Source organism: Ruoffia tabacinasalis (assembly GCF_042652985.1).
GTDB classification, from domain to species: domain Bacteria; phylum Bacillota; class Bacilli; order Lactobacillales; family Aerococcaceae; genus Ruoffia; species Ruoffia tabacinasalis.
The window spans coordinates 31,088-53,464 of the sequence record NZ_JBHSHQ010000004.1 but is presented as its reverse complement, the minus strand read 5'-3'; the positions used below and the strand labels follow the sequence as shown (position 1 = coordinate 53,464).

Here is a 22,377-nt window from a genome sequence, read left to right as displayed (position 1 = left end):
ATACCCTCCCTTAAAATGGTAGATCATCGTCGTCAATATCAACTGGTGTACCTTCAAATGGTTTACTTGGTTGATAATGTCGAGATGAATTCGCATCATAATTTGTAGTGCCTTGTGTATTGCTGTTTGATTTATTATTTTGGTTATTGCCTTGAATTTTGTTCTTTGACTCTAATAAGTGGAACTTATCGACAATGAGTTCTGTTACAAATACTCGTTGACCTTCTTTGTTGTCATATGTTCTTGATTGTAATCTTCCTTGTACACCTAATAATGAACCTTTTTTCGTAAAGTTCGCTAGATTCTCTGCTGCTTTTCTCCAAATGACACAACTAATAAAATCTGCCTCTCTCTCACCATTTTTTGAAGTATAGTCTCTATTAACAGCAAGATTAAATGTTCCAACGGCAGTACCGTTTGTCGTGTATTTTAAATCTATATCTTTTGTAAGTCGTCCGACTAAATCAACTGAATTCAATTATTTCCACCGCCTTGTAAGTTGTCATGATGTTCATTGTATTTATTCGCTATATCGATAATCACATCTAAATTTTCACGGCGATTAATAGCATTAAGTACTTCTTCTCTAAACCAGGCATCTAAATCTGTTAAAGTTGTGTATTCAATCTCCATATTCCACCTCTGTTACTCTAATTACTTTTGGTTTAACGTCAAACCAATCTCCATCTGAACCCTTAAAACGATATTCAATTTCTTTAGCTGCTTCATCTTCATCATCTGCTTCAACTGGATATTCAAAATACTCTCCCTCGCTGAAAACTACGACATTAAATAATTTAGACATATTACGTCATCTCCTTAACGGTGTAGCCTTTCCATTTCTTTGGAGTTAATCGGCCATTTCCTCTTAGTAGCGCATCATAAAGTGCATCTGGATTTACTCCAGCCAATTGGATTAATTCTTTCCTAGATTCATATATTGTTCGTTTTCCATTTGGATCTATTAATACAAGTGGCTTGGATTTAGCTATTCTTCTTCTTTCGTTTGACTTGACTTTACCACCACGAAAAAATAGCTTTAATTCATATAGTCTTACCTGTTCTGGCTTACTAAGATTTTCCATATCAAGCAACGATATCATTTCTAACCACTCATTAAAATGTTCACTTGCTCTAGACATAAATCAACTTACCTTTCCGCACTTAATACAAACTCGACGATTAGAAATTTATTTGTGTACACATCGTATCTAACATTAATAGCATAGTGATGATTGCATAATGCTTGTCTTATTCTTATTATTAAATTCTTCATTCCTTTTCCTCCCAAGTATTTTTGAATTTACAAATTAATGCAAACTCCTTATTGTACTCATATGATAACTTCTTCATTTCTGTTATATACTCTTGTTGTGTGAGTGTTCCTATTTCTAGTCGGTAGAGTAAGTCCATACTTGTATGTCTGTATTTTTTGTCTTGCAAGTTTATTTTTGTATTTATATCCATTCGTTTACTCCCTTACATAGTTATCTATCTTTCCCAAGCGTGCGATATACTTCATAGTGTCCTTGAGTTCCATTAGTAACAACTTCTGGAAAATAGACTACTTCGTACAGATTTGGTCTAATATCATCTCCAGCTTCATACCAATGTACAGTTTGTGGATTAGTACCGCTTAATGTTTGTCCGAAAATTGGATCCACTGATAATTCTGAAACTTCCTCTTGAGTGTTATTCCCCATATAAATGTATAAAAGGAATGCCACTAATAAAATAACTGATATCGACAATACACCTTGAATTACTTTAAAAATGTTATCCATTCAACAGTTCACCCCAATATTAATTATCCCCAGTAAGCTCAGAAACTTTATCATTAGTATGATTTAACAATCCATTAACTTGTGCTTCAATCTGGCTCAACTGCCCATTAACTGCACCTAGTTCATTATTCAATTCATTAATGCGATTTTGCTTATCATTAATTTCTTGCTGCTTCGCTTCAATCTCTCTTTGTTTTTCTGTAATCTCACTATTCTTATTCGTGAGCTCTATAGAGTGATCTGTCTTAATTTGTTCAATATCTTGTTTTAATTGAGCTACTTCAGTTTGTAATTGCTCTTTACTTCCACTCTCACTATCTAGTTGAGCTTGTAATTGTTCAGCACGCTCTTTTTCTTGTTTAGCAAATGCGAATGTAAAATCATAGTCCTCGCGAATTTGGTTTAAACTATCAAACACATTCGAAGAAGCATAACCTGACACACCACCTAAAACAAAAATACTTACTGCTAATAACGCTATATATCTTTTTTTCATTTTATAATTCCTCCATTTAGTCTTTGCTTAAATCATCTTGTTTTATAAAAATGCCGTTTCTTTTTACTCCAACTCGATCTGCAATTTCTGTATAAGCTTCATCAACACAATCTTGTATATTAAGTCCATGTTGCTGAGCTAAAATTACTAAGGTTACATAAACATCTCCAATGCTATCTATAATTAAAGGTAAGTCATTTCTAGCCATTCCAGATGCCACTTCACCTAATTCTTCAACTACCTTCAAAAACTGCTTAGAAGGCTCAGATTTATCCAATTCATGATTGATACTCCATAATTCAATCGCTCTAGTTAGTTGATTCATATCTGCCATTTTCTCTACTCCCTTGCTAGAATATATTTATTAATGGATTGTTCTCGATGAAAATTTCTTCTTTTAGTTGTTTATCTAATTCCCAATTCTCGATAAGCTCCATCGCTTCGTTATAATCTTTAGCAGGTATCTCCGCACGTCTAGGAATGCCAAAATATCGCTTAATCTCTTTGTTAATGGCTGAATATACTTTTCCTCGTATGCTACGGTTGTTATAAGCACTAGACTCTTTACCGCCTAGCCAGTTAATTACTCTCTTATTAACAGCACTGGTAAGTTTCATCTCTTGAATACCGTTTACTCTCATAGTGTCCTCTACTTTAGACAGGCGTTTTTCATGATTTGTCATCTGAGTTGAAATAGCTTGTATTGCTTCGCCAATCTGTCCAATGCTATTTATCAAAGTAATTGCGTTAGTGTGATCCTTACTTTGTCCTACAATCTCATTTTTATTCATGTGTAAATTCCCCCTCTATGATGACTTTAGTATTTAGCTTTTTACGTAAATCAATTGCCCATGAATCCACTCTCGATAACAGTCGCTCTAGTTCATCAATCGCTAGTTTGTCTTGATTTAAAATGTCCATATCGTCCATATAGATTAAGTGCGATGCAGAATCTAAAAACTTATTCATTTCTTTGGTTGTGTCTATTAAATTGCGATATGCTGCAATCTCTTTCTGTTGTGCATTTAACTTACCTTCAGCTTTCTGGATAGCTTGAGTAATCTCGTCATACTTCATAGACTTCTCTTCAACTTCTTTACGACTGTCCAGCAATTCATCGTATTGTTTCTTAATTGATTCATAGCTATCATTTAAAGATTTGTACTGACCTTTTAAATGCTCGTTTTGTTCTTTAGTCGCATCATAATCATCAGGTATAACATGTTTCTCAATAACGATTTCTTTCTCTTTTGCTAAAGTTTTATTTTGTTTCATGAGGCGATCTATATCTTTTTGTTTCGTCTTATTATCTTGTTCAGAGATTTTAAGCTGTATCTCAGCTCGTGATAACTGTTTTTTTAATTCCTGTAATTCTCTAACCGTCATTTCATCCGGTGTCTTTGTTTCGCCTTTTGAAGTAACATGTTCTTTTTCTCGTTCTTCTTCTGGAAGAGAAGCTATTAGATTTAATGCTGTAACACCTAAATGCGACAACGTTGCCGTATTTGGTAGTTCTAAAGAAACTTTCATCATTCTTTGAGCTTCACGTTGCCCAATCTTTATCTTGTCCAGCCACTTACCAAATTCACCATGCGTTAAGTTATTTGTTTTTACGTGATTTAATCTTTTACCAATCTCCCATACAGATTGACCGGCTATATTTTTATGATGCGTAATCTCCAACTCTAATTGGTTTAAGTCATTACTAAGTGATAATTCATGCATATATCTCACTCCTCTACTAATCCATCTAAAAACGGAATTAATCTCCCTTGGTTTATGATGCGATAAGGTTCTAAGTCCGTCTGATTAAGTGACTTCTTGCCAATAGTCTCTTTAAGGTTTATCCACTCGCTGTAAGGCACTCTATAAAAGTCTTTATCGCTGAAACTTAAGAGTACAAAAGTAATAGCTCCTAGTTTATGATGCGCTTCAAGATCTAATTCTTGTTGACTACTAATCCGGTTAAATTCTATTCTTGGTGATTCCGTATGCTTCGCTTCAAAAACGACTGACGTCCCGCCTGTTAAAGTTCCTGTAAAGTCTGGTTGAGCTTTTTTCTCGTATACAGCCATATACTGGCCTCTATTACGATTAAGCGCTCTAACTGGTCTCATCGGTTCAGGTGTCTTCTGTATGTAAGCTATACCTTGTTTAGAATAATGAATACACGATGCATCAATTAGCTTCTCAAAAAACTCTCCGTTACGTTTAGCAGCATAAGCTCCTTTTACACTCATGTAATCACTCTCCTATCAAAGCACTGAGTCGCTCTCTTAAGGCCTCTTCGCTTTCACTTGATACTTCTGGTTCTTCAATTACTTCTTGTTTTTCCTTATCAGTCATCCAGCTTGGAATAATCTCTGTATGGCTTGAATTGCGTCTACCTTTGTTTTTACGGTTATTAAATGCTAGCTCGTCCGCTTTAACGTCTTTAAGTGTCATAAGCTTAGAAGTAAGCCATCTCTGCATAATTGATTTTGCATAACCAAACGTTGCATTATTATCTACGGCTTTTTGCATTGCATAGATAACTAGCTCATCACTTTTAAAAATATCTACGTAATCAGTTAAATCGTCTAAAACAGACGGACGGATAACTCCAAAATTATTTTCAAAAAATAATAAAACTTTTTTTGTTTTTTCATCAACGGATGGCTCATCATCATTTTTAACGCTAGTAGTACTATTTGTTATACTTGTATTATTAATACTTGTAATATTATCTTTAAAGTTTTCTTTAATAGGGCTGTTAAAGTTTTCTTTATGACCCTCTTTAACTTCATTTTGAGGGGTATTAAAGTTTTCTTTAATAGGTACGTCATTTATATATATAAATCTTGCTTCAATTTGTTTTGAGTTTTTCGCATATTTTAGTTGAGTTTTTATAAACCCTTGTTTCTCTAAATTGCTCACCCAATTTGAAACAGAGACCTTTGATACTCCATATAGTTCAGCAAAATATGAATTACTTGCAAAACAGTAACCTTTAGCAGAAGCCAAAGCTGTAATCTCTCCATAAAGTAATTTTTCATTTGCCTTTAAATTTTTGCTGTATCTAACTGTTGCAGGAATCACCGCATAGTAACTTGGTTGTAAATTCATTTAAAACCCCTTCCTTTCACACGAACAAATATCGTGGTATAATTAACTTAGATATATTTTGTAAGCCCGCTACGAGTTGCCGCTCTAGCGTTTTTTTGTCCAATCGCATCATAATGCTCTACTTTCCTCAACATCATCAATCACTCCATTTATATAACGTCTAGGGTCATCATTAGCCATGACTACTTCGATGTTTAGCTCTTTAACTACTTCTCTTAATTCCAGTATGTCTTTGCCCATATGATCCTGTTCCCATATCGCATAACCTCTGTGATAGATTCCAGTCCTAAAGTATCCCATCATCATTTGAATGCATGCCGTGTATGTTTCTCCATACTTACATGCATAGCTTTCATTTACTTCCCATCCTTCTTCTTTCTTTACAATTGTTTCTAGAATTATATTCATCTCTTTCTCCTTGTCTTAAATATGAGCAATAATATATCCGGCCATCATTCCTATTACTAAAACAAAAAAATGAACAAGACTTCTAGATAATCGCTTTGATTCTAGCTCCGCTTTAACATGTCTTTGTACTTCATTTTCTATGGTGTATTTCATGTCTTCGATTTCCATTCTCACATCTCACTTTCACTTAAATTTTGTATCATCCATATACTTCAAAAACTCAACAAATCGGTCATATTCTACTAATGTTAGCTTCGTTGTTGGCTTCATGACTCCATCGCTGAAGTCATCATTGTCATACATCAACCTTGCGAAACGTTCACAAGTTTGTTTACCAACGCCCACAAATACTTTGGGCAAATCCTGAACTTTAATCCACTCAGGACGAACATAAATTACTTTTTCAGGTATCTTTGTTTGCATTTTTACTTATCCTTTCTTTGGTATAATCTTCCTTGAAGGGAGGTGAAATATTATGAATAAACATATCCTCGAATATTCTATTGAGATTAATACACCTAATATGGAATTTGGCATACGACCACTTAATTTTAATAATGCTGAGCATATTATCGTTTACGATGACACAAAGTTATTGGCCATTTGGTCAGATGGTGTAGTGATACAATACGAATCATTCCCTAATGTAAAGAAAACAAAGGTCTTCTCTAATAGCCCTTTATCATTAGATGAAGACTTTCCTTCTGACAGGCCAGAGTTAGTTATTTCTTAAATATTTAAATATTGTTCTATCTGATGAAGTTGTTACTACGTGATCTCCAATGATTAATTTTGGTTTGAATACTCGCCTTATTGCTACCCCAATAGCAACTAAAGCGAGTGTTTTTATTAATTTACTCATTTTTACTCTCCATTCTTATAAACGTATTTTTTGGGTAAAGTGTCCCTCTATTTTTAAAATAATTTAATCAATTTTTTAATTGTCTCAGCAATTAATATTGATTCTGAAATTGTTATATCATCGCCTTTTGATTTTTCACTGAGCAACTGTAATTGCTCGGTGATATAACCAGAAGGTTGTTTCTTATTTTCATTCATTTCTCGTACCTCCGAAATCTATTTTTAAATAATTAATGTTCGTCTTGTCTTTCGAAAAGATAAATTAGATCATACTCAGGAAAAAGTGATTGCTGAATTTTTAAAGCTTCATCAAAAGAAAACGTTGACATACCTTTTATTTTTTCAGATATTGTTTGGTATTTCTTCAATCCTAAAACAGAAGCAATCTGCGTTAAGGTAATTCCTTTTTCTTTTCTTGCGTTCTCTAGGTTAATTAACATCTGAATCCTCCAATCTTTTAAAGTTACGGAGTTCCGTAATATTAAACTAAAAAAATATACCTCTTGAACTCTTGCTTAAAGTATATACGGAGTTCCGTAACAAGTCAATACGAAACTCCGTACTTTTTTTCGAGAATATTCTTATTTGCGTTTACATACGGTATTCCGTATGATATTATTAATTCATCAAATGAATGAGGTGATAAATATTAATAGAGAAGAATTTTTAAAAATGATGATAGAGTCAAAGTTTGGGAATGTAAAAGCATTTTCTGAATTTGTTGGTGTTCCTTACACAACAATAAGAACCATTTTAGAAAATGGTATTGGAAGAGCTGGCGTTGATAATGTTCTAAAAATTTGCAAAGGCCTTGATATTTCACCAGAGCAACTTACTAATGATTTTAAAATTAACTCTGTAATTGCCAATACAATGGGAACACTTATTTCTCTTGATAATAATAGACAAGTTAAAGTTTATGACTTTACTAACGATCAATTGAAAGAACAAAATAACGTTATCAACTTTCCTGATAGAGTTGAAGAAGTACATAAATCCATTATTAATGGCCGTAAATCAGCTGCGGGTTATGCTATTGAAGTTGATGATTATGATGCGGAGGTAAAATCTGAGTCTATGGTTCCACATGGTGCAGATGAACGCGTTGAAATCGCCGGCGATTCTATGGAACCACTTATTCTTAAGGGTGATGAAGTATATATACGTCATCAACCAACTGTTGAAAACGGTGAGGTTGCAATTGTTAGAATTGAAAATGAGGGAGTAACTTGCAAAAAGTTTTATGTAGATCATGATACAAAAACAATTACTCTTAAATCAGAAAATAAGAAATATGAAGATATGCACTTTGACCCTTCACAAGTTACCGTATTAGGCAAAGTTTTATTATAAGGAGAAAAGTATGGACATTATATTATTTTTAATCACGTTAGTTATTTTGGGGTTTGCAATTTATTTTTTATTTAGAAAAAAATGGAAAAAATCTTTGTATACGTTTCTAGCTGCTATTGTATGTTTTGGTATATTTGCTTCAATAATTCCAAAAATTCCAAATGAAACTTCTGTTGCTGAAAATAATACAACTTCAAGTGAGTCTAATGAAACCTCTGAGGTAACAGAAAGTAACGATAATCAGAATGAACAAGAAACAGAAGTTAATAATACTGAAACTGAGTATACTGCTACGGAAGATGATGTATTATCATCCATTTCTGATTTTGAGCTTTTTATCAATAATTATAAAAAAATGGATCCGTCACTTAGAACCGAGTTGTGGGAAAATAGTATTTACGGAACAGAAGTATCGTGGAGTGGTAGATTAATTGGAACCTTAGGTGATTCTTTAATTTTAAGGGCTGATGGACCTTACATTGATGGTGTTGGGTGGTCTGATTTAGAAGATGGTGAAAAGTACGAGGTATTTATAGCTGATTTTGGACATGACATAGATGAAGATTTTTACCATTTGGGAAGAGTTATCACTATAAAAGGTGACTTAGAGTCCAGAGGAGATCCATCACTGGATCACAATTGGAAACTTTACAATTCTTCCATTGTTGAATAAATCAAGATGATACAAAATGGATTCATTCAAATGCTTTAAATCCCAATGAAAGGAATACTAAATGGAACTAGAAGAACAAAAATTTATAATGTATGAAACTGATGATAATTCTGTTGTTGTAGACGTCATTATTATGGATGAAACTATATGGATGACACAAAAACAAATGTCTAAATTATTTGAAGTTGATGATTCTGTAATTTCTAAACATTTATCTAATATATTTAACGAAAATGAGTTAGAGCAAAATGCAACTGTTGCAAAAATTGCAACAGTTCGAAAAGAAGGTAATAGAGAGGTTTCTAGGGATTTGACTTATTATAATCTCGATGCAATTATATCAGTTGGCTATCGAGTGAATTCTGTACGAGCAACTCACTTCAGACAATGGGCAACTTCTGTTTTAAAAGAATATATGATAAAAGGATTCGCTCTTGATGACGATAGGTTGAAGCAAGGATCAAACCTGTTAGACAAAGACTACTTCCAAGAACTTCTTGAGAGAGTTCGTTCCATACGTGCAAGTGAGCGAAGAATATGGTTAAAGCTAACTGATATATTCGCTGAAGTAAGTACTGATTACGATAAAAACAGTGATATAACAAGATTATTTTACGCTAATATGCAAAATAAATTTCATTTTGCTATTGTTGGGCAAACAGCTGCTGAAATCATTTATAATTCAGCCGATCAAACTAAAGATAATATGGGCTTGACCACTTGGAAAAATTCACCAGACGGTAGGATATTGAAATCAGATACACAAGTTGCAAAAAATTATCTTTCAGAGAAAGAAATAAAGCAATTAGAAAGGACAGTATCTTCATATTTTGATTATATCGAAGGATTGATTGAAAGAAGAAATACTTTTACAATGCAAGATTTTAGTGAAAGTATCAATCGCTTTCTTGAATTTAATGAATATAAGATTTTAGAAGGACATGGGTCCGTAAGAATGAAAAGTGCAAAAGAAAAAGCAGGATTAGAATACATTGAATTTAATAAAACTCAAAATATCCATTCTGACTTTGATGAGATTATCGACAAAATAATTGATGAACATAAATAAAATAACACCCCACTCTTGTAAGTTTGCCGACCACTAGAGTGAGATGTTACTAGAAAAGAACCTAAGATAGGGCTCTTTTACATGCCCTATTATAGCATAAAAATAATAGGAGGTTTTAATTATGTGGGTTGTTCCAACAAAAAGTGGTAAGTTTAAATTTGTGGAAGATTACACAGACCGCAGTGGTAACCGAAAATATGCTTCTACAACAATGAATACAGATTCTTCACAAGCTGAGAAAAAAGCACGCAAAATAATTGCTGAAAAGATTAGAAAGAAAACTGAAGAGGTAGAAGAAAACAATGACAATATTACTTTTAAAGAATTAGCTGATCAGTTCCTTGAGTACAAAGGACTATCCATCAAGAAATCAACTTTAGTTAATTACGTTGCAAACTTAAGAAAAGTCCATGAACATATTGGAGATTTGCATTTAGATGAATTGACACCAGGTAAAATTAATATTATTTTTGTAAAAATGTTTAAAGATGGGTTATCTTATAAAACAGTATCTGAGCGATATAAACTCATTTGCGCTGTTATAAATTATGGGATAGATTTTGATTTAATGGATGATAATAACATAATAAGTAAATTACGCGTGGATAAGATTAATCTACCCAACAAGGAAGAAAAGAAAGAATTGAAATACTTAGAAGTTGATGAAGCTGAGGATTTATTGAATCGGATGATTGTATCAGATGATGAAGAATTATCTGACTTTTTCAGATTACAAATGAAAACAGGTATGAGATTTAATGAAGTTGCTGCATTACATATACAAGACATTGATTTGATTAACAAAACTATTTTTGTTCGATATACATATGACAAAGTAAATAAGATCTTCACATTACCAAAGGGAAATGAAACTCGCTTAAATAATATCAATGACGATACCATTGAGTTAATCCAAAAAATAATGCGCAGAAGAAAAATTCTTTTAATGGCATATGGTTTACGAAAAACTACCTTACTATTCTTCAGGGATGATGGTACTCCTATCGATATAACAACATCGCAGAACAAATTACATGAATATGAATCGAAAGAAAAAGTACTGACTACCCAGATATTCAGACACACCTTTATAACGCGTATGGTCGAAAATTATGTTCCCGCAACACTTATTGCTGAGCATGTCGGACATAAAGATACACAATTAATTGAGAGAGTATATAACCACTTCAGCGGTAAGATGAAGGAAGACCTAAAGAGTGCAATTAATGACGTTATTATATAATTTTGCTACCTTTATGCTACCTTTTGGTTAAATATGAGGTAAATCCTTGCTATATCAAGGCACAAAAAAAGGCACATAGCTTCACCACTTATAGCTGCTACCTTCCGGTCCTGACTCATTCATGGTTCCACTATTGCCAACACTTATAATAGCATAGAAGACACTCGAATGCAAAATCTTTTTAGCATTAATTATCGATTTCTAATATTTCTTCCTGCACTAATTTACGAAGGACTGGAATAACCTCTTCTTCAAACCACGGATTAATCTTTAACCAGCGCTGATTCAAAGGCGATGGATGTACTAGTGGGAAGAACTCTGGCAAGTAATCTTCATAATGGCGAACAGTCTCTGTTAAATTTCGTTGACGTGTTTTTTTAAGATAATGCTTTTGTGAGTAGTTTCCAATTAGTAGAATCGTCTTCAAATTCGGCAACTCATCGATGATACGTGGATGCCATTTCGGTGCGAACTCTTTTCTAGGCGGAGCATCCCCAGTCTTAGCCTTACCTGGATAATAAAAGTCCATAGGTAGCTGAGCAATTTTATTTGATTCATAGAACTGTTCACGAGTCAGTCCCATCCAATCACGCAAACGGTCCCCACTCGGATCATTCCAGAATAATTGTGTTTCTTCCGCTTTGCGTCCTGGCGCTTGTCCAATGATCGCAATTGTTGCTTCTTTTGGCGCTTTGAATAAAGGGGGGACGCCGCGTTCGGTATAGGCCCGATTTAATTCATCTTCCATGATTTCTTGATAGATCTTATCCATCATACAGTTTGTCATCCTTCCATTTAATTAACAAGTTGTCCACAATTTATTTTATGTTAAAAATTAAGCCTATATTCCTATCAATATAGGTTAATATTTCTTAAAATATGTGATAAATGCTTCAATTTATCAACAATTAAGTAGTTATCAACAGCTAGGTCTGTGCATAAGTCTGTTGATAAGTCATTTTTCTGTGCATAGTTATAACTTATGAACAGATGTTCCCGTTTTTCTGTGGGTTATACACATTAATCTGTGGATAACTTTCTTTTTTTCTTCTTTTCACGTAATTCTCTAAAGAAATTGGTTAAAAGTTGTCCACATTCATCAGCTAGGACCCCTTTGATCACTTGAGGTTGATGATTAAACCGTTCGTCTTCCAGTAGATTCATTAGGGTTCCCCCGCAACCTGCTTTTAGATCTGCTGCTCCGTATACCACATTTTCCACACGTGAATTAATAAGGGCACCCGCGCACATGGGGCAGGGCTCTAATGTGATATACATTGTTGTCCCTTCTAATCGCCAGGCATCAAGTGCTTTATTGGCGGCTTGAATTGCCTTAATTTCTGCATGCCCTGTAGCATCTAACTCCAACTCTCGCACATTATGTCCTCTGGCGATAATTTCGCCATCTTTAACGATAATCGCGCCAATCGGGACTTCTGCCTTCTCCTTTGCTACTAACGCTTCTTTTATCGCTTCTTCCATCCACTTTTCGTGCTCTAAACGCACGGCTTCTTCTAATTCAATTGCTTCTAACATATTTCACCTCGGATTGTTTACTTCTCTTCATTCGTTATGCACAGCTTTAAGTATTTTCATACACAAAAAAACCGAGCAAACCACTTCACTCTTCAGTGTACATGATTCACTCGGATTTATTAACTCTTTTAGAGATTATTCAAAATACTCTTGAACGCGGTCAGTCACGTCAGAAGACATGTCTTTTGCACGATCCATAATTGAAGAGAACGCATCAGATGCTTGGTCTTTCACGTTTCCAGCACCACTTGCTAACTTAACGATTGTGTTTACTTCAGAATCACTTAAGTTATCAACAGCATTTACTAAACTATCTGAACCATTTAATTTATGTTTTACAAATAATTTAGCGCGTTCACGGTTCACAACACCTTCAACTCTATGACGAACGTCATCGTTATAGTACATCATTGCTGCAATTCCAGCAACTGCCGCAGCTGAACCTAGTAATACTAAGCCAAGTGACACATTATTTCCTTTTTTACTCATTTAAATTTCCTCCTTTTATGCTATATAAATTTATAACATCTTCATATTCAATTGATAAGTATATTATAGCATAAAACGCTATCACAACCTATTAATACGCCGTGGCTGGAAGCAATATTTTATAGTATATTGCGGTAAGATACTATTAGAACGCATTATTGTATTAAATTTATTTTTAAAATTGATAGTTGAAAATTTATTTAATATCGCTTAGCCTCATCTAGCAAGATTTGTGCGAACAAAAGGCGAACAAAAAACTATGACAATAATTTTATCCTAGCATAATACGACATGTTGGGTTAGAATACAGTAGCAGCACAATATATAGTGCTAACGGAACATTTTCACAAAGGGGTAATATAAATATGACTCAAACAACAGATCAACATGTGACATGGAACAAAGAACAATTAAATGAAGCTATCGAAGCATTTCCGCAAATCTTCCCTATGACAAGCGATATGAATATTACGCACAGTGGGGTTTCAAGAATGGTTATGTTAGATCGCTACTCATTCAAAGATGCAGCTAAATCAACGTTAGCGGTTGGAGACCTTGTTATCCTAACGGTTAAAGCAGATCCTAAATACCCTGCGAGAGGGATTGGGATTGTGCAATCCATTGATACGGCTAACAACGAAGTCCTTATTTGGATTGAAGAAGAATACCGTGGTTCGTTAGAAGATAAAACTGAACAAAAGACCGGACTTGTCACTCGCAAGATCGAAACGATTGATAAACCGTTAGAAATTTATTTTGAACAGATCGCAAAGCGTACTGCCAAAGGTCTTTCGGATGTTGAAACAGATGCGGTTAAACGCGAAGAATTAAATGGTCAATACTATACACAATTGAAAGAAATGAATTTTGTTCCCGCGGGTCGTGTGCTTTACGGAGCAGGAACAAATACTGATGTAACTTACTTTAACTGTTATGTGATGCCTTTCATTCCAGATTCACGTGAAGGTATTTCAGATCACCGTAAAGAAGTCATGGAAATTATGAGTCGCGGAGGCGGCGTGGGTACGAATGGTTCAACACTACGTCCAAGAAATACGCTCGCTCGTGGGGTGAACGGGAAGTCATCTGGTTCAGTTTCTTGGTTGGATGACATCGCTCAACTAACACATCTTGTGGAACAAGGTGGTAGCCGTCGTGGTGCACAGATGATTATGTTAGCTGATTGGCATCCAGATATTATTGAATTTATTATCTCAAAAATGCAAAACCCGCGCGTTCTACAATACTTAATTGAACAAACAGATGATGAACAAATCAAAACTCTAGCCAAAGAGAAATTAAAATTCACACCTTTAAATCAAGCAGAATTATCAATGTATGAAAATATCGTTCGTTACAAATCAATGCCTGGTTTAGGTGGCTTCTCAGAACAAAATATCAAAGACGCTGAAGCTAAACTGCGTGATGGCGGTACTTACAGTGTTAATAATCCTGATTTCTTAACAGGTGCAAATATCTCCGTGACTTTAACAGATGACTTTATGGAAGCCATTGAACAGGACGGCGACTGGACATTAAAATTCCCAGATGTTGAGAACTATACACCTGCTGAAATGGCTGCTTATAATGCAGAATGGCCAGACCACGGTGATGTACGTGAATGGGCTGACCAAGGATACGGCATTAGAGATTACCGTACGATTAAAGCGAAAGAACTTTGGAAATTAATTAATATTTGTGCAACTTACTCAGCTGAGCCTGGAATTTTCTTTATTGATAATGCGAATAAAGATACAAATGCGAAAGCATACGGTCAAAAAGTTGTTGCGACAAACCCATGTGGTGAACAACCTTTAGCACCATACTCTGTATGTAACTTAGCTGCCGTTAACTTAGCGAATATGGTAAATAAAGACACACATACTGTGGATTATGACCGATTAATTGAAACAGTGAAGACTGGTGTACGTATGCAAGATAACGTGATTGACGCGACACCGTATTTCCTAGAAGAAAATAAAAAACAAGCCCTGGGCGAACGTCGTATCGGTCTAGGTGTTATGGGCTTAGCTGACTTACTCATCTATACTGAACACGTTTATGGATCAGCAGAAGGAAACAAAATTGTTGATGAGGTATTCAAAACAATCGCAGTATCTGCTTACGAAGAATCGATTGCTTTAGCAAAAGAAAAAGGCAGTTTCCCATTCTTAATCGGCGAAAATGATGAAGAAACTCAAGTTCTTCGTCAAAAATTCGTTCAAACAGGCTACATGCAAAAAATGCCGGATCATATCCGTGAAGGTGTCTTAGAACACGGTATTCGTAACTCACACTTACTAACTGTCGCTCCAACTGGAAGTACAGGAACAATGGTTGGTGTAGCAACTGGATTAGAACCTTACTTTGCTTTCAAATACTTCCGTAGTGGCCGACTAGGTAAATTTATCGAAGTGAATGCTGAAATTGTTCAAGAATATCTTGATGCACACCCAGAAGCAGACGCTGAAAATTTACCAGAGTTCTTCGTTGAAGCTATGTCACTTGCGCCAGAAGCACACGTTGATGTTCAAACAACGATCCAAAGATGGGTTGATAGTTCAATTTCTAAGACTGTAAACGCACCTAAAGGTTACCAAGTCAGCCAAGTTCAAAGTATTTACGAACGCTTATACAAAGGTGGCGCTAAAGGTGGAACGGTCTATGTGGATGGGTCTCGTGACTCACAAGTATTAACACTTGCGGCTGAAGAGAATGAAGCAGAAAATATCGAATTATTCCCAATGGAAGAGGCGCGTATCGTTGATGACAGTAACGAATTAAGACAATTAGTTGACCTAGCTGAGTCAGAGCACGTTAAAACACTGGGACATACAGATGACGTTGTTTTTGGTTCAGATATCGGAGATACTTGCCCAATTTGTCGTAGTGGAATTGTTCAAGATATTGGTGGATGTAATACATGTACTAACTGTAACGCACAATTACGCTGCGGTTTATAATAAGGAGTATACTCATGCAAATTTACACACGGACAGGTGATCACGGTACCACTCGCATCATCGGTGGAAAGTCTGTTCATAAAGATAGCCAACAAGTCGAGGCTTACGGAACGGTGGATGAATTAAACAGTATTATCGGGATGATTGTTGCTTTAGAAGAAACGCCTAGTGATATGAAAGAAGAGCTCATGCGCATTCAACACTATTTATTCGACTGCGGTAATGACTTAGCAACACCCGAAAAACATGATAAGTATCCATATCGTACGAATGCAGACCTGGTAACTTGGTTAGAAAGCCGCATCGACGAGTATGCACCGATCCCTCCAACAGTTGAATCATTTATTTTACCAGGTGGAACACAACTCGCTGCTCAACTTCACTTTGCACGCACCGTTACAAGACGCGCCGAGCGTCGGATTGTTAGCTTGCAACAAGAACAGACGATTAATCAGCACGTATTAAAGTTTATTAACCGTCTATCTGATTACTTCTTTGCCCTAGCACGTGTGGCCAATACCCAAGCTGGTGTCGAAGACGTCTTGTATGAACGAAGCGGACGTGTCTTCCATACTGAATTGACAAAAAAAGATATACCAAAATAATTTCAAAAGAGCCATCAGAAAAATTTCTGATGGCTCTTTTATGTGTTACAGTTTCAACGTTTCCTATTCGTTATCCTTTTGAAGTCATAAATCGTTTTTGAATAATTGGCACCAGCGTCGGCTCCAGCACTAAAAAGAAGGCCACATTCCCAGCCGCATGCATTAAATCAAATGAAATCCCTTGGGCATAATAAACCCAGAAATTAACGACACCAAACATTTGTGATGAAAATAGTGAAATAACAAACCCGTAAATTAATCCAGTCGCTCCAGCGAACAGCGCAAAGATTACTCTTCGCGCACTCTGATGGTCCTTTAATCGATTGTATAAAGCCTTTAGAGCACTTGTAAGTAATACAATGATGCCATAGGCCATAATTTGATAAAGTGTCCAAGGACCCATTCCAAGTAGCATATTCGAAATGACCATCGAAGTGATGGCTACTAGGAGTCCATCCAAAGTTCCCATCGTTAAAGTAATAATTATTAAAATCACTGTGACAGGTTGTACATTTGGTATAAATTGAAAGGCAATTCGCCCAATATGACACAGAGCGGTCAGTAAGGCCAGTACTGCTAGACGCTTAACTGTGAAATACTTACTCATCCTTCGAAGGCTTCAAGTTTCCACTCGACTAAGTCACCGTCTGATAACTCTAATTCAGCCGCTCCAACTTCAGCCATCTCTCCGTTTAAGTCAAACAACCAGTATTTCCCTGCCTCTTCATCTTGTTCATGTCCGTTAATTGCAGAGATAAAGCCGTCAGCTTCTTCAAGTTCATAATGCTCTTTCATCACATCTAATAGAATCGCACCTTCTTCAACTTCTAGAACTTGTTCGCCTTCGTCAATTTCTTCTCCATCAACTGTTACTGATACAGTCACTTCAGCTAATACCGCTTGTTCACTTGATTCAACCGGTGTTGAAGTAACTTCTTCTGTCTGTGTCGTTTCACCACAACCAACTAATACTAAAGTTGACGCTAATAATAGTAACCATTTTTTCATTCTAAATGCCTCCCATATGATTTTGTGACAGATGACAGTATTCACTTCAAACTATTTGGAGAGAAAAGCATGGGTTTATTCGAATGGATCGGATATCACTCACTATTTTGCCTCGAAATAGTATGTCGGATAAGTATGCTTGAATAAAGATCTGACTCCATGCTTTTCGCATGATTACAGTGGCGGGACCGTCTCGGAATTTAACCGAACTTCCATATTCAAACTACTTTAAATTTGTATCTATCTCTCTTTATAATAATTATTAATGAAGGACAATGCAAGTTAATTGTCAGTAAAAATAATTGGTCAAATGATGAATTGAGTATTATAATCTTTATATTCGCATTTTTTGATTGCAAATTTTTAGACGAAGGAGTTAATTGATTGGACAATTTTATGATCGGATTCAATGCAGTCATGCCAATGATGCTTTACATGGCTTTAGGTCAGTTTTTTACACGCGCAGGTTTCATTAAACAAGACGCTTATGCTCAGTTTAATAAAGCGATTTTTTCTATTTTACTGCCATTGAATTTATTCTCAAATGTTTATAATACGAATATTGCGACGGATTTTAATGGGTTAACTTTATCTTTTAACATTATTTTTGCTATTGTTGCATTTATTATTTTGGCTTTTATTGTACCTATTTTCGAAAAATCAAATGCAAAACGAGGGGTCATTCTTCAAGGTTCGATTCGTTCAAACGCGATTTTATTCGGTTTACCAATGGGAATAGCTTTACTCGGTCAAGAAAATTTAGGGATGGTAACGATTGTTCTAGCAACCATTGTACCTTTAAATAATATCTTCTCTGTAATTGCTTTTTCAATTTATACTGATGAGAAATTCTCATTGAAACGAACAATTAAACAAGTATTGACTAACCCAATGGTTATCTTTACTTGCGCAGGGGTAATTGTTGCGGTATTAGGATTCAAGTTCCCTAATGTGATTGAAACGACGATGGGAAATTTAACACGTATGACGACGCCGCTTGCACTCATTGTTATGGGTGGAACGTTTAACTTTGGTAAATTAAAGGATGCTGACTGGTCTCTTTACGGAACTGTTCTTGCACGATTAGTAATTATTCCTACGATTGCTTTATTTATTGCAGGTGGTTTATTAGACTTTCGTGGAGCTGACTTAATATCAGTCTTAATCGCGACGGCTGGACCAACGGCTGTATCTAGTTATGCTCAAGCAGTTGTCGCCGGCGGTGATGGCGATTTAGCAAACCAAATTGTTGTCTTCACAACGGTCGCTTCAATGTTCTCGCTAGTTGTGTTTATTATGATTTTAAAGAGTTTAGCTTATTTCTAATACGATGGGCTATCAAGGAAACACCAGACTTTTCTGAAGTTTGGTGTTTTTTATGCTTTTTGGATCTTAAGACAAATGGACTTGCGGTTCGTCTTTAGTTGAGCTAACTCAAGACAAATGGACCTGCGGTTCGTCTTTAGTTCAGCTAACTCAAGACAAATGGATTCGCCGTTTGGCTCTAGTTGAGCTAACTCAAGACAAATGGACTTGCGGTTCTTCTTTAGTTGAGCTAACTCAAGACAAATGGACTTGCGGTTTGGCTTTAGTTGAGCTAACTTAAGACAAATGGATTCGCCGTTTGGCTCTTGTCACAGAAAAAAATCGTGCCAGCGAGATTTCTCTCACCGACACGATTCATCTGTATTATTTAGAACGGTTATTGATATTGATTGCTCCTTGGCGGCCACCAATGGTGATGTTATCACCTAATTTGATATCTCCACTTAGCATCATTTCACTTAACTCGTCTTCTATTTGTTTTTGAATTGCGCGACGGATTGGTCTTGCTCCATATTCTGGATCGAAGCCAGCGTCAGCAATAATTTCTAGAGCTGTCTCTGTTACACGGGCTTCAATCTCAAGATCATGTAGACGGTTGATGATATCTTGCGCTTGTAATTTAACAATCTCTTTAATTTGATCTTTAGATAATGGGTGGAAGACAATAATTTCGTCAATACGGTTAATGAATTCTGGACGGAATCCACGTTTTACTTCTTCCATAACGCGTGCTTCCATTGCCTTGAAGTCATCTGTATAGTCCACAGCACCGAATCCGACTGACTTGTCATCACGAAGAGCTGTTGCTCCCATGTTCGAAGTCATGATGATAATTGTGTTACGGAAGTCGACACGACGCCCTTTACCATCTGTCATATGACCATCATCAAATACTTGTAATAACATGTTAAATACATCTGGATGGGCTTTTTCAACCTCATCTAAGAGAATCACACTGTAAGGTTTTTGACGAACTTGCTCAGTCAATTGACCTGCTTCATCATAACCAACGTATCCTGGAGGTGAACCTACTAAACGAGACACACTGTGTTTTTCCATGTATTCAGACATATCCACACGGATCATATTGTCCTCGCTACCAAAGATAGATGAAGCTAAAGCTTTCGCTAATTCTGTCTTACCTACCCCAGTTGGGCCTAAGAACATAAATGACCCAATTGGTCGTTTAGGACTCTTCAAGCCACTGTATGCGCGGCGGATCGCTTTAGATACTGATACAACAGCATCATCTTGACCGATAACACGTTCATGCAACTCTTCTTCTAAGTGAACAAGACGTTTTGATTCGGCAGTATCTAATTGTTTTACTGGGATACCTGTTGAAATAGTAATTACTTCTGCGATATCTTCAGGACCCACTTTAAGAATTGCTTCACCTTCACCCTTATCTTTGCTTTCTGCTTTCGCAGCTGCTTCGATTTGAGTTTCAACTTTTTGTTCTTCTTCACGGATTTTGGCTGCAGTGTCAAAATCACGGGCTAAGATAGCTTTTTCTTTTTTATCGGATAATTCGCCTAATTTTTTCTCAAGGTCGCTTAAGTTTGTACTGTGCGTCGTTGCATCAATACGTACTTTAGCTGAGGCCTCATCAATTAAATCAACGGCTTTATCTGGTAAGCGACGTTCAGTTAAGTAACGTGTACTTAATTTAACCGCTGCTTCGACCGCTTCATCAGTAATTTCTACATTGTGGTGTTTTTCGTAACGTTCTTTAAGTCCATGAATAATTTGAACAGACTCTTGTTGAGTTGGCTCATCGATTTGAACTTTAGAGAAACGACGTTCTAAGGCTGCATCTTTTTCAATGTGTTTTTGATATTCATCTAAAGTAGTTGCACCAATGATTTGAATTTCTCCACGAGCTAATGCTGGTTTCAGGATGTTTGCTGCGTCAACAGCACCTTCGGCTGATCCTGCCCCAATTAATGTATGTAACTCATCAATGAAGAGAATTGTATAACCATCTTCGGTAATTTCTTCAATGATTTTCTTCATACGTTCTTCGAATTCACCACGGTATTTCGTTCCCGCAACAAGAGAACCCATATCTAACATCATTAAACGTTTGTTAGCAATGTTTTCAGGCACTCCACCAGATACAATACGTTCTGCTAGACCTTCGGCAATTGCAGTTTTACCAACACCAGGTTCCCCGACTAATACGGGGTTATTTTTTGAACGGCGACTAACAATTTGTACGATACGACGTATTTCATTCGCACGTCCAACCACTGGATCTAACTTCCCGTCACGCGCTAATTGTGTTAAGTCACGTGCAAGTGAATCTAAAGTTGGTGTTGTCGAACTTGCTACTCCATTTTGTTGCTGTTGTTGTTTTTGACGTCCACGACGGCCATTTTGAACGCGTCCTGTTGAATCGTTCACACCAACCATTTCGTAGATTGTTTTTCTTAATTCATTTAAGTTGATACCTAAGTTCTTTAATAGAACTGTTGCTAAGATTTCTTCTTTTAACATGCCTAGTAATAAATGCTCTGTTCCAACTTTTGGCACACCTAAACGTTTCGCATCATTCGATGCATTCATAATAATTTTCTTCGCACGTGGTGAGTATGGAATAACAATATCCCCTTGCATACGTGGAGCATTCACTTTACCGTGAATAATTTCTAATTCAGTTAGTAACGTTTGGTAGTCTGCGCCCATACCACGTAAAGCTTTCCCAGCAATACCTGACTCTTCACGAGCTAGACCTAATAAGATATGTTCTGTGCCCACAGCCTGATGTCTTAAGTAATACGCTTGCTCAGCAGCAAAAATCATTACTTGGCGAGCACTTTCAGTAAATAATTCTTCAAACATACTTTCACCTCTTTATTTATATGTAATTCGTAATTGTTCTAAAAACTTCGACAGAATCAAAGCTCTTGCTTCTTGTTCATGTAACGAGATTGTTTGTAGTAATGCTTTATCAATCACTGATAGTATTAATGCGCCTTCTCGTTCTGTCATTATACTATGGTTGACTAATGTTTCAATAATATTGATTGCACTGCGGTGATTTATACGCGGTCCTATCATTTGGATCATATCGTCAAGGGCGTCGATTTCATCAACTAACTCAACTTTTAGAATCCGTATATAGCCCCCACCACCTCGTTTACTTTCTACCATATAGCCATGTTCTTGAGTAAAGCGTGTATTAATAACATAGTTAATCTGTGAAGGTACACAATCAAATTGTTCTGCAATATCACTTCGTTTGATTTCAATTCTTTCACTATTTTTCAAAAAGCTTTTTAAATAAGCTTCAATAATATCCGACATATTTCTTTGTGCCACTATGATCCCCCTTCCACTAACATTGACTATCTTTGACTATTATATAATAAAAAAACTTTCTCGACAACTATTCAGTTTAAGGAAAGAGGACTTTAATGAAGTGATTGCGTGCCTTCTGACCTTCTTTGACCATT

General features: G+C 35.9%; 33 protein-coding genes, 1 other RNA gene and 1 riboswitch. Of the genes, 8 read left to right on the top strand and 26 right to left on the bottom strand.

What is annotated here, in order from left to right; genetic code table 11:
• Positions 1-10: 10 nt before the first annotated feature.
• The 15 genes from ssb to ACFO5Y_RS00330 form a co-directional block, all read right to left on the bottom strand.
• Positions 11-478, bottom strand: coding sequence for a single-stranded DNA-binding protein (ssb, locus tag ACFO5Y_RS00400; protein ID WP_197103119.1), 468 nt, complete (start codon positions 476-478; stop codon positions 11-13).
• A complete protein-coding gene (locus ACFO5Y_RS00395; protein ID WP_197103121.1) occupies positions 475-633 on the bottom strand; it encodes a hypothetical protein in 159 nt (52 codons plus the stop codon). Before ACFO5Y_RS00395 ends, ssb begins: the two co-directional genes overlap by 4 nt.
• Entirely contained in the window at positions 623-805 is a 183-nt protein-coding gene (locus ACFO5Y_RS00390; RefSeq protein ID WP_197103123.1) for a hypothetical protein, read from the bottom strand. The genes ACFO5Y_RS00395 and ACFO5Y_RS00390 overlap by 11 nt, the downstream gene beginning before the upstream one ends.
• A gap of 1 nt (position 806) precedes the next feature.
• Entirely contained in the window at positions 807-1,142 is a 336-nt protein-coding gene (locus ACFO5Y_RS00385) for a hypothetical protein (RefSeq protein WP_197103125.1), read from the bottom strand.
• A 130-nt stretch (positions 1,143-1,272) separates the two neighbouring features.
• Positions 1,273-1,467 (bottom strand): hypothetical protein, encoded by a 195-nt coding sequence (locus ACFO5Y_RS00380; RefSeq protein WP_197103127.1) that lies wholly within the window; start codon positions 1,465-1,467, stop codon positions 1,273-1,275.
• 20 nt (positions 1,468-1,487) lie between these two features.
• On the bottom strand, positions 1,488-1,784 hold the full coding sequence (locus ACFO5Y_RS00375) for a hypothetical protein (protein WP_197103128.1): 297 nt from the start codon (positions 1,782-1,784) through the stop codon (positions 1,488-1,490).
• A 19-nt stretch (positions 1,785-1,803) separates the two neighbouring features.
• Positions 1,804-2,280 carry a coiled-coil domain-containing protein gene (locus tag ACFO5Y_RS00370; protein ID WP_197103130.1) on the bottom strand — a complete coding sequence of 159 codons (477 nt, stop codon included), beginning with the start codon at positions 2,278-2,280 and terminating at the stop codon, positions 1,804-1,806.
• Positions 2,281-2,296: 16 nt separating this feature from the next.
• Positions 2,297-2,614, bottom strand: coding sequence for a MazG-like family protein (locus ACFO5Y_RS00365; RefSeq protein WP_231606789.1), 318 nt, complete (start codon positions 2,612-2,614; stop codon positions 2,297-2,299).
• Positions 2,615-2,630: 16 nt separating this feature from the next.
• Positions 2,631-3,071: an ORF6C domain-containing protein gene (locus ACFO5Y_RS00360; protein WP_197103131.1), complete on the bottom strand. Its 441-nt coding sequence runs from the start codon at positions 3,069-3,071 to the stop codon at positions 2,631-2,633.
• On the bottom strand, positions 3,064-4,005 hold the full coding sequence (locus ACFO5Y_RS00355; protein ID WP_197103133.1) for a DUF3102 domain-containing protein: 942 nt from the start codon (positions 4,003-4,005) through the stop codon (positions 3,064-3,066). The genes ACFO5Y_RS00360 and ACFO5Y_RS00355 overlap by 8 nt, the downstream gene beginning before the upstream one ends.
• A gap of 5 nt (positions 4,006-4,010) precedes the next feature.
• Positions 4,011-4,520, bottom strand: a complete 510-nt coding sequence (locus tag ACFO5Y_RS00350) for a Holliday junction resolvase RecU (protein WP_197103135.1) — start codon at positions 4,518-4,520, stop codon at positions 4,011-4,013.
• A gap of 4 nt (positions 4,521-4,524) precedes the next feature.
• A complete protein-coding gene (locus ACFO5Y_RS00345; protein ID WP_197103137.1) occupies positions 4,525-5,385 on the bottom strand; it encodes a helix-turn-helix domain-containing protein in 861 nt (286 codons plus the stop codon).
• A 108-nt stretch (positions 5,386-5,493) separates the two neighbouring features.
• On the bottom strand, positions 5,494-5,793 hold the full coding sequence (locus tag ACFO5Y_RS00340) for a hypothetical protein (protein ID WP_197103139.1): 300 nt from the start codon (positions 5,791-5,793) through the stop codon (positions 5,494-5,496).
• A gap of 15 nt (positions 5,794-5,808) precedes the next feature.
• On the bottom strand, positions 5,809-5,961 hold the full coding sequence (locus ACFO5Y_RS00335) for a hypothetical protein (protein ID WP_197103140.1): 153 nt from the start codon (positions 5,959-5,961) through the stop codon (positions 5,809-5,811).
• 15 nt (positions 5,962-5,976) lie between these two features.
• A complete protein-coding gene (locus ACFO5Y_RS00330) occupies positions 5,977-6,216 on the bottom strand; it encodes a hypothetical protein (protein WP_231606790.1) in 240 nt (79 codons plus the stop codon).
• A 52-nt stretch (positions 6,217-6,268) separates the two neighbouring features.
• On the opposite strand from ACFO5Y_RS00330, the gene ACFO5Y_RS00325 reads away from it, so the two are divergent.
• Complete coding sequence (locus ACFO5Y_RS00325) at positions 6,269-6,526, top strand: hypothetical protein (RefSeq protein ID WP_197103142.1); 258 nt, start codon at positions 6,269-6,271, stop codon at positions 6,524-6,526.
• Here the strand turns inward: ACFO5Y_RS00325 and ACFO5Y_RS00320 are convergent.
• The 3 genes from ACFO5Y_RS00320 to ACFO5Y_RS00310 are packed head-to-tail and all read right to left on the bottom strand — an operon-like array spanning position 6,512 to position 7,094.
• Positions 6,512-6,655 (bottom strand): hypothetical protein, encoded by a 144-nt coding sequence (locus ACFO5Y_RS00320; RefSeq protein WP_197103144.1) that lies wholly within the window; start codon positions 6,653-6,655, stop codon positions 6,512-6,514. The genes ACFO5Y_RS00325 and ACFO5Y_RS00320 overlap by 15 nt on opposite strands.
• A gap of 53 nt (positions 6,656-6,708) precedes the next feature.
• Positions 6,709-6,852 carry a hypothetical protein gene (locus ACFO5Y_RS00315; protein ID WP_197103146.1) on the bottom strand — a complete coding sequence of 48 codons (144 nt, stop codon included), beginning with the start codon at positions 6,850-6,852 and terminating at the stop codon, positions 6,709-6,711.
• 32 nt (positions 6,853-6,884) lie between these two features.
• A complete protein-coding gene (locus ACFO5Y_RS00310) occupies positions 6,885-7,094 on the bottom strand; it encodes a helix-turn-helix domain-containing protein (protein WP_197103148.1) in 210 nt (69 codons plus the stop codon).
• A gap of 169 nt (positions 7,095-7,263) precedes the next feature.
• Between ACFO5Y_RS00310 and ACFO5Y_RS00305 the strand changes: the two genes are divergently transcribed.
• The 4 genes from ACFO5Y_RS00305 (at position 7,264) to ACFO5Y_RS00290 (ending at position 10,992) form a co-directional block, all read left to right on the top strand.
• On the top strand, positions 7,264-8,007 hold the full coding sequence (locus tag ACFO5Y_RS00305; RefSeq protein WP_231606791.1) for a LexA family transcriptional regulator: 744 nt from the start codon (positions 7,264-7,266) through the stop codon (positions 8,005-8,007).
• A gap of 10 nt (positions 8,008-8,017) precedes the next feature.
• On the top strand, positions 8,018-8,680 hold the full coding sequence (locus ACFO5Y_RS00300) for a hypothetical protein (RefSeq protein ID WP_197103150.1): 663 nt from the start codon (positions 8,018-8,020) through the stop codon (positions 8,678-8,680).
• Between the two features lie 61 nt (positions 8,681-8,741).
• Positions 8,742-9,749 (top strand): virulence RhuM family protein, encoded by a 1,008-nt coding sequence (locus ACFO5Y_RS00295; protein ID WP_197103152.1) that lies wholly within the window; start codon positions 8,742-8,744, stop codon positions 9,747-9,749.
• A gap of 121 nt (positions 9,750-9,870) precedes the next feature.
• Complete coding sequence (locus tag ACFO5Y_RS00290) at positions 9,871-10,992, top strand: tyrosine-type recombinase/integrase (RefSeq protein WP_197103154.1); 1,122 nt, start codon at positions 9,871-9,873, stop codon at positions 10,990-10,992.
• A gap of 53 nt (positions 10,993-11,045) precedes the next feature.
• On the opposite strand, the gene ffs is transcribed toward ACFO5Y_RS00290, so the two are convergent.
• The 4 genes from ffs to ACFO5Y_RS00270 all read right to left on the bottom strand — a co-directional run bounded on the left by ffs (position 11,046) and on the right by ACFO5Y_RS00270 (position 13,017).
• An RNA gene (ffs, locus tag ACFO5Y_RS00285) (signal recognition particle sRNA small type) lies at positions 11,046-11,138 on the bottom strand.
• Positions 11,139-11,179: 41 nt separating this feature from the next.
• Complete coding sequence (locus ACFO5Y_RS00280) at positions 11,180-11,764, bottom strand: uracil-DNA glycosylase family protein (protein ID WP_197103247.1); 585 nt, start codon at positions 11,762-11,764, stop codon at positions 11,180-11,182.
• A gap of 248 nt (positions 11,765-12,012) precedes the next feature.
• Positions 12,013-12,528 carry a tRNA adenosine(34) deaminase TadA gene (tadA, locus tag ACFO5Y_RS00275; protein WP_197103156.1) on the bottom strand — a complete coding sequence of 172 codons (516 nt, stop codon included), beginning with the start codon at positions 12,526-12,528 and terminating at the stop codon, positions 12,013-12,015.
• A gap of 135 nt (positions 12,529-12,663) precedes the next feature.
• Positions 12,664-13,017 (bottom strand): hypothetical protein, encoded by a 354-nt coding sequence (locus ACFO5Y_RS00270; RefSeq protein ID WP_197103158.1) that lies wholly within the window; start codon positions 13,015-13,017, stop codon positions 12,664-12,666.
• A 365-nt stretch (positions 13,018-13,382) separates the two neighbouring features.
• Here ACFO5Y_RS00270 and ACFO5Y_RS00265 point away from each other — a divergent pair, with 365 nt between their 5' ends.
• Positions 13,383-15,980 (top strand): vitamin B12-dependent ribonucleotide reductase, encoded by a 2,598-nt coding sequence (locus tag ACFO5Y_RS00265; protein ID WP_197103160.1) that lies wholly within the window; start codon positions 13,383-13,385, stop codon positions 15,978-15,980.
• Between the two features lie 14 nt (positions 15,981-15,994).
• Positions 15,995-16,585 carry a cob(I)yrinic acid a,c-diamide adenosyltransferase gene (locus tag ACFO5Y_RS00260; RefSeq protein ID WP_197103162.1) on the top strand — a complete coding sequence of 197 codons (591 nt, stop codon included), beginning with the start codon at positions 15,995-15,997 and terminating at the stop codon, positions 16,583-16,585.
• A gap of 70 nt (positions 16,586-16,655) precedes the next feature.
• On the opposite strand, the gene ACFO5Y_RS00255 is transcribed toward ACFO5Y_RS00260, so the two are convergent.
• Positions 16,656-17,192 (bottom strand): ECF transporter S component, encoded by a 537-nt coding sequence (locus ACFO5Y_RS00255; RefSeq protein ID WP_197103164.1) that lies wholly within the window; start codon positions 17,190-17,192, stop codon positions 16,656-16,658.
• Positions 17,189-17,593 (bottom strand): DUF4430 domain-containing protein, encoded by a 405-nt coding sequence (locus tag ACFO5Y_RS00250; RefSeq protein ID WP_197103166.1) that lies wholly within the window; start codon positions 17,591-17,593, stop codon positions 17,189-17,191. Before ACFO5Y_RS00250 ends, ACFO5Y_RS00255 begins: the two co-directional genes overlap by 4 nt.
• A 93-nt stretch (positions 17,594-17,686) precedes the next feature.
• Positions 17,687-17,833, bottom strand: a riboswitch (adenosylcobalamin (AdoCbl) riboswitch).
• Positions 17,834-17,977: 144 nt separating this feature from the next.
• Here ACFO5Y_RS00250 and ACFO5Y_RS00245 point away from each other — a divergent pair.
• Entirely contained in the window at positions 17,978-18,919 is a 942-nt protein-coding gene (locus ACFO5Y_RS00245) for an AEC family transporter (protein ID WP_231606792.1), read from the top strand.
• A 363-nt stretch (positions 18,920-19,282) separates the two neighbouring features.
• Here the strand turns inward: ACFO5Y_RS00245 and ACFO5Y_RS00240 are convergent, their stop codons facing one another.
• Together ACFO5Y_RS00240 and ACFO5Y_RS00235 are read right to left on the bottom strand one after the other, a co-directional pair.
• Positions 19,283-21,763 carry an ATP-dependent Clp protease ATP-binding subunit gene (locus tag ACFO5Y_RS00240; RefSeq protein WP_197103167.1) on the bottom strand — a complete coding sequence of 827 codons (2,481 nt, stop codon included), beginning with the start codon at positions 21,761-21,763 and terminating at the stop codon, positions 19,283-19,285.
• 12 nt (positions 21,764-21,775) lie between these two features.
• Positions 21,776-22,243 carry a CtsR family transcriptional regulator gene (locus ACFO5Y_RS00235; RefSeq protein WP_197103169.1) on the bottom strand — a complete coding sequence of 156 codons (468 nt, stop codon included), beginning with the start codon at positions 22,241-22,243 and terminating at the stop codon, positions 21,776-21,778.
• Between the last annotated feature and the right edge of the window lie 134 nt (positions 22,244-22,377).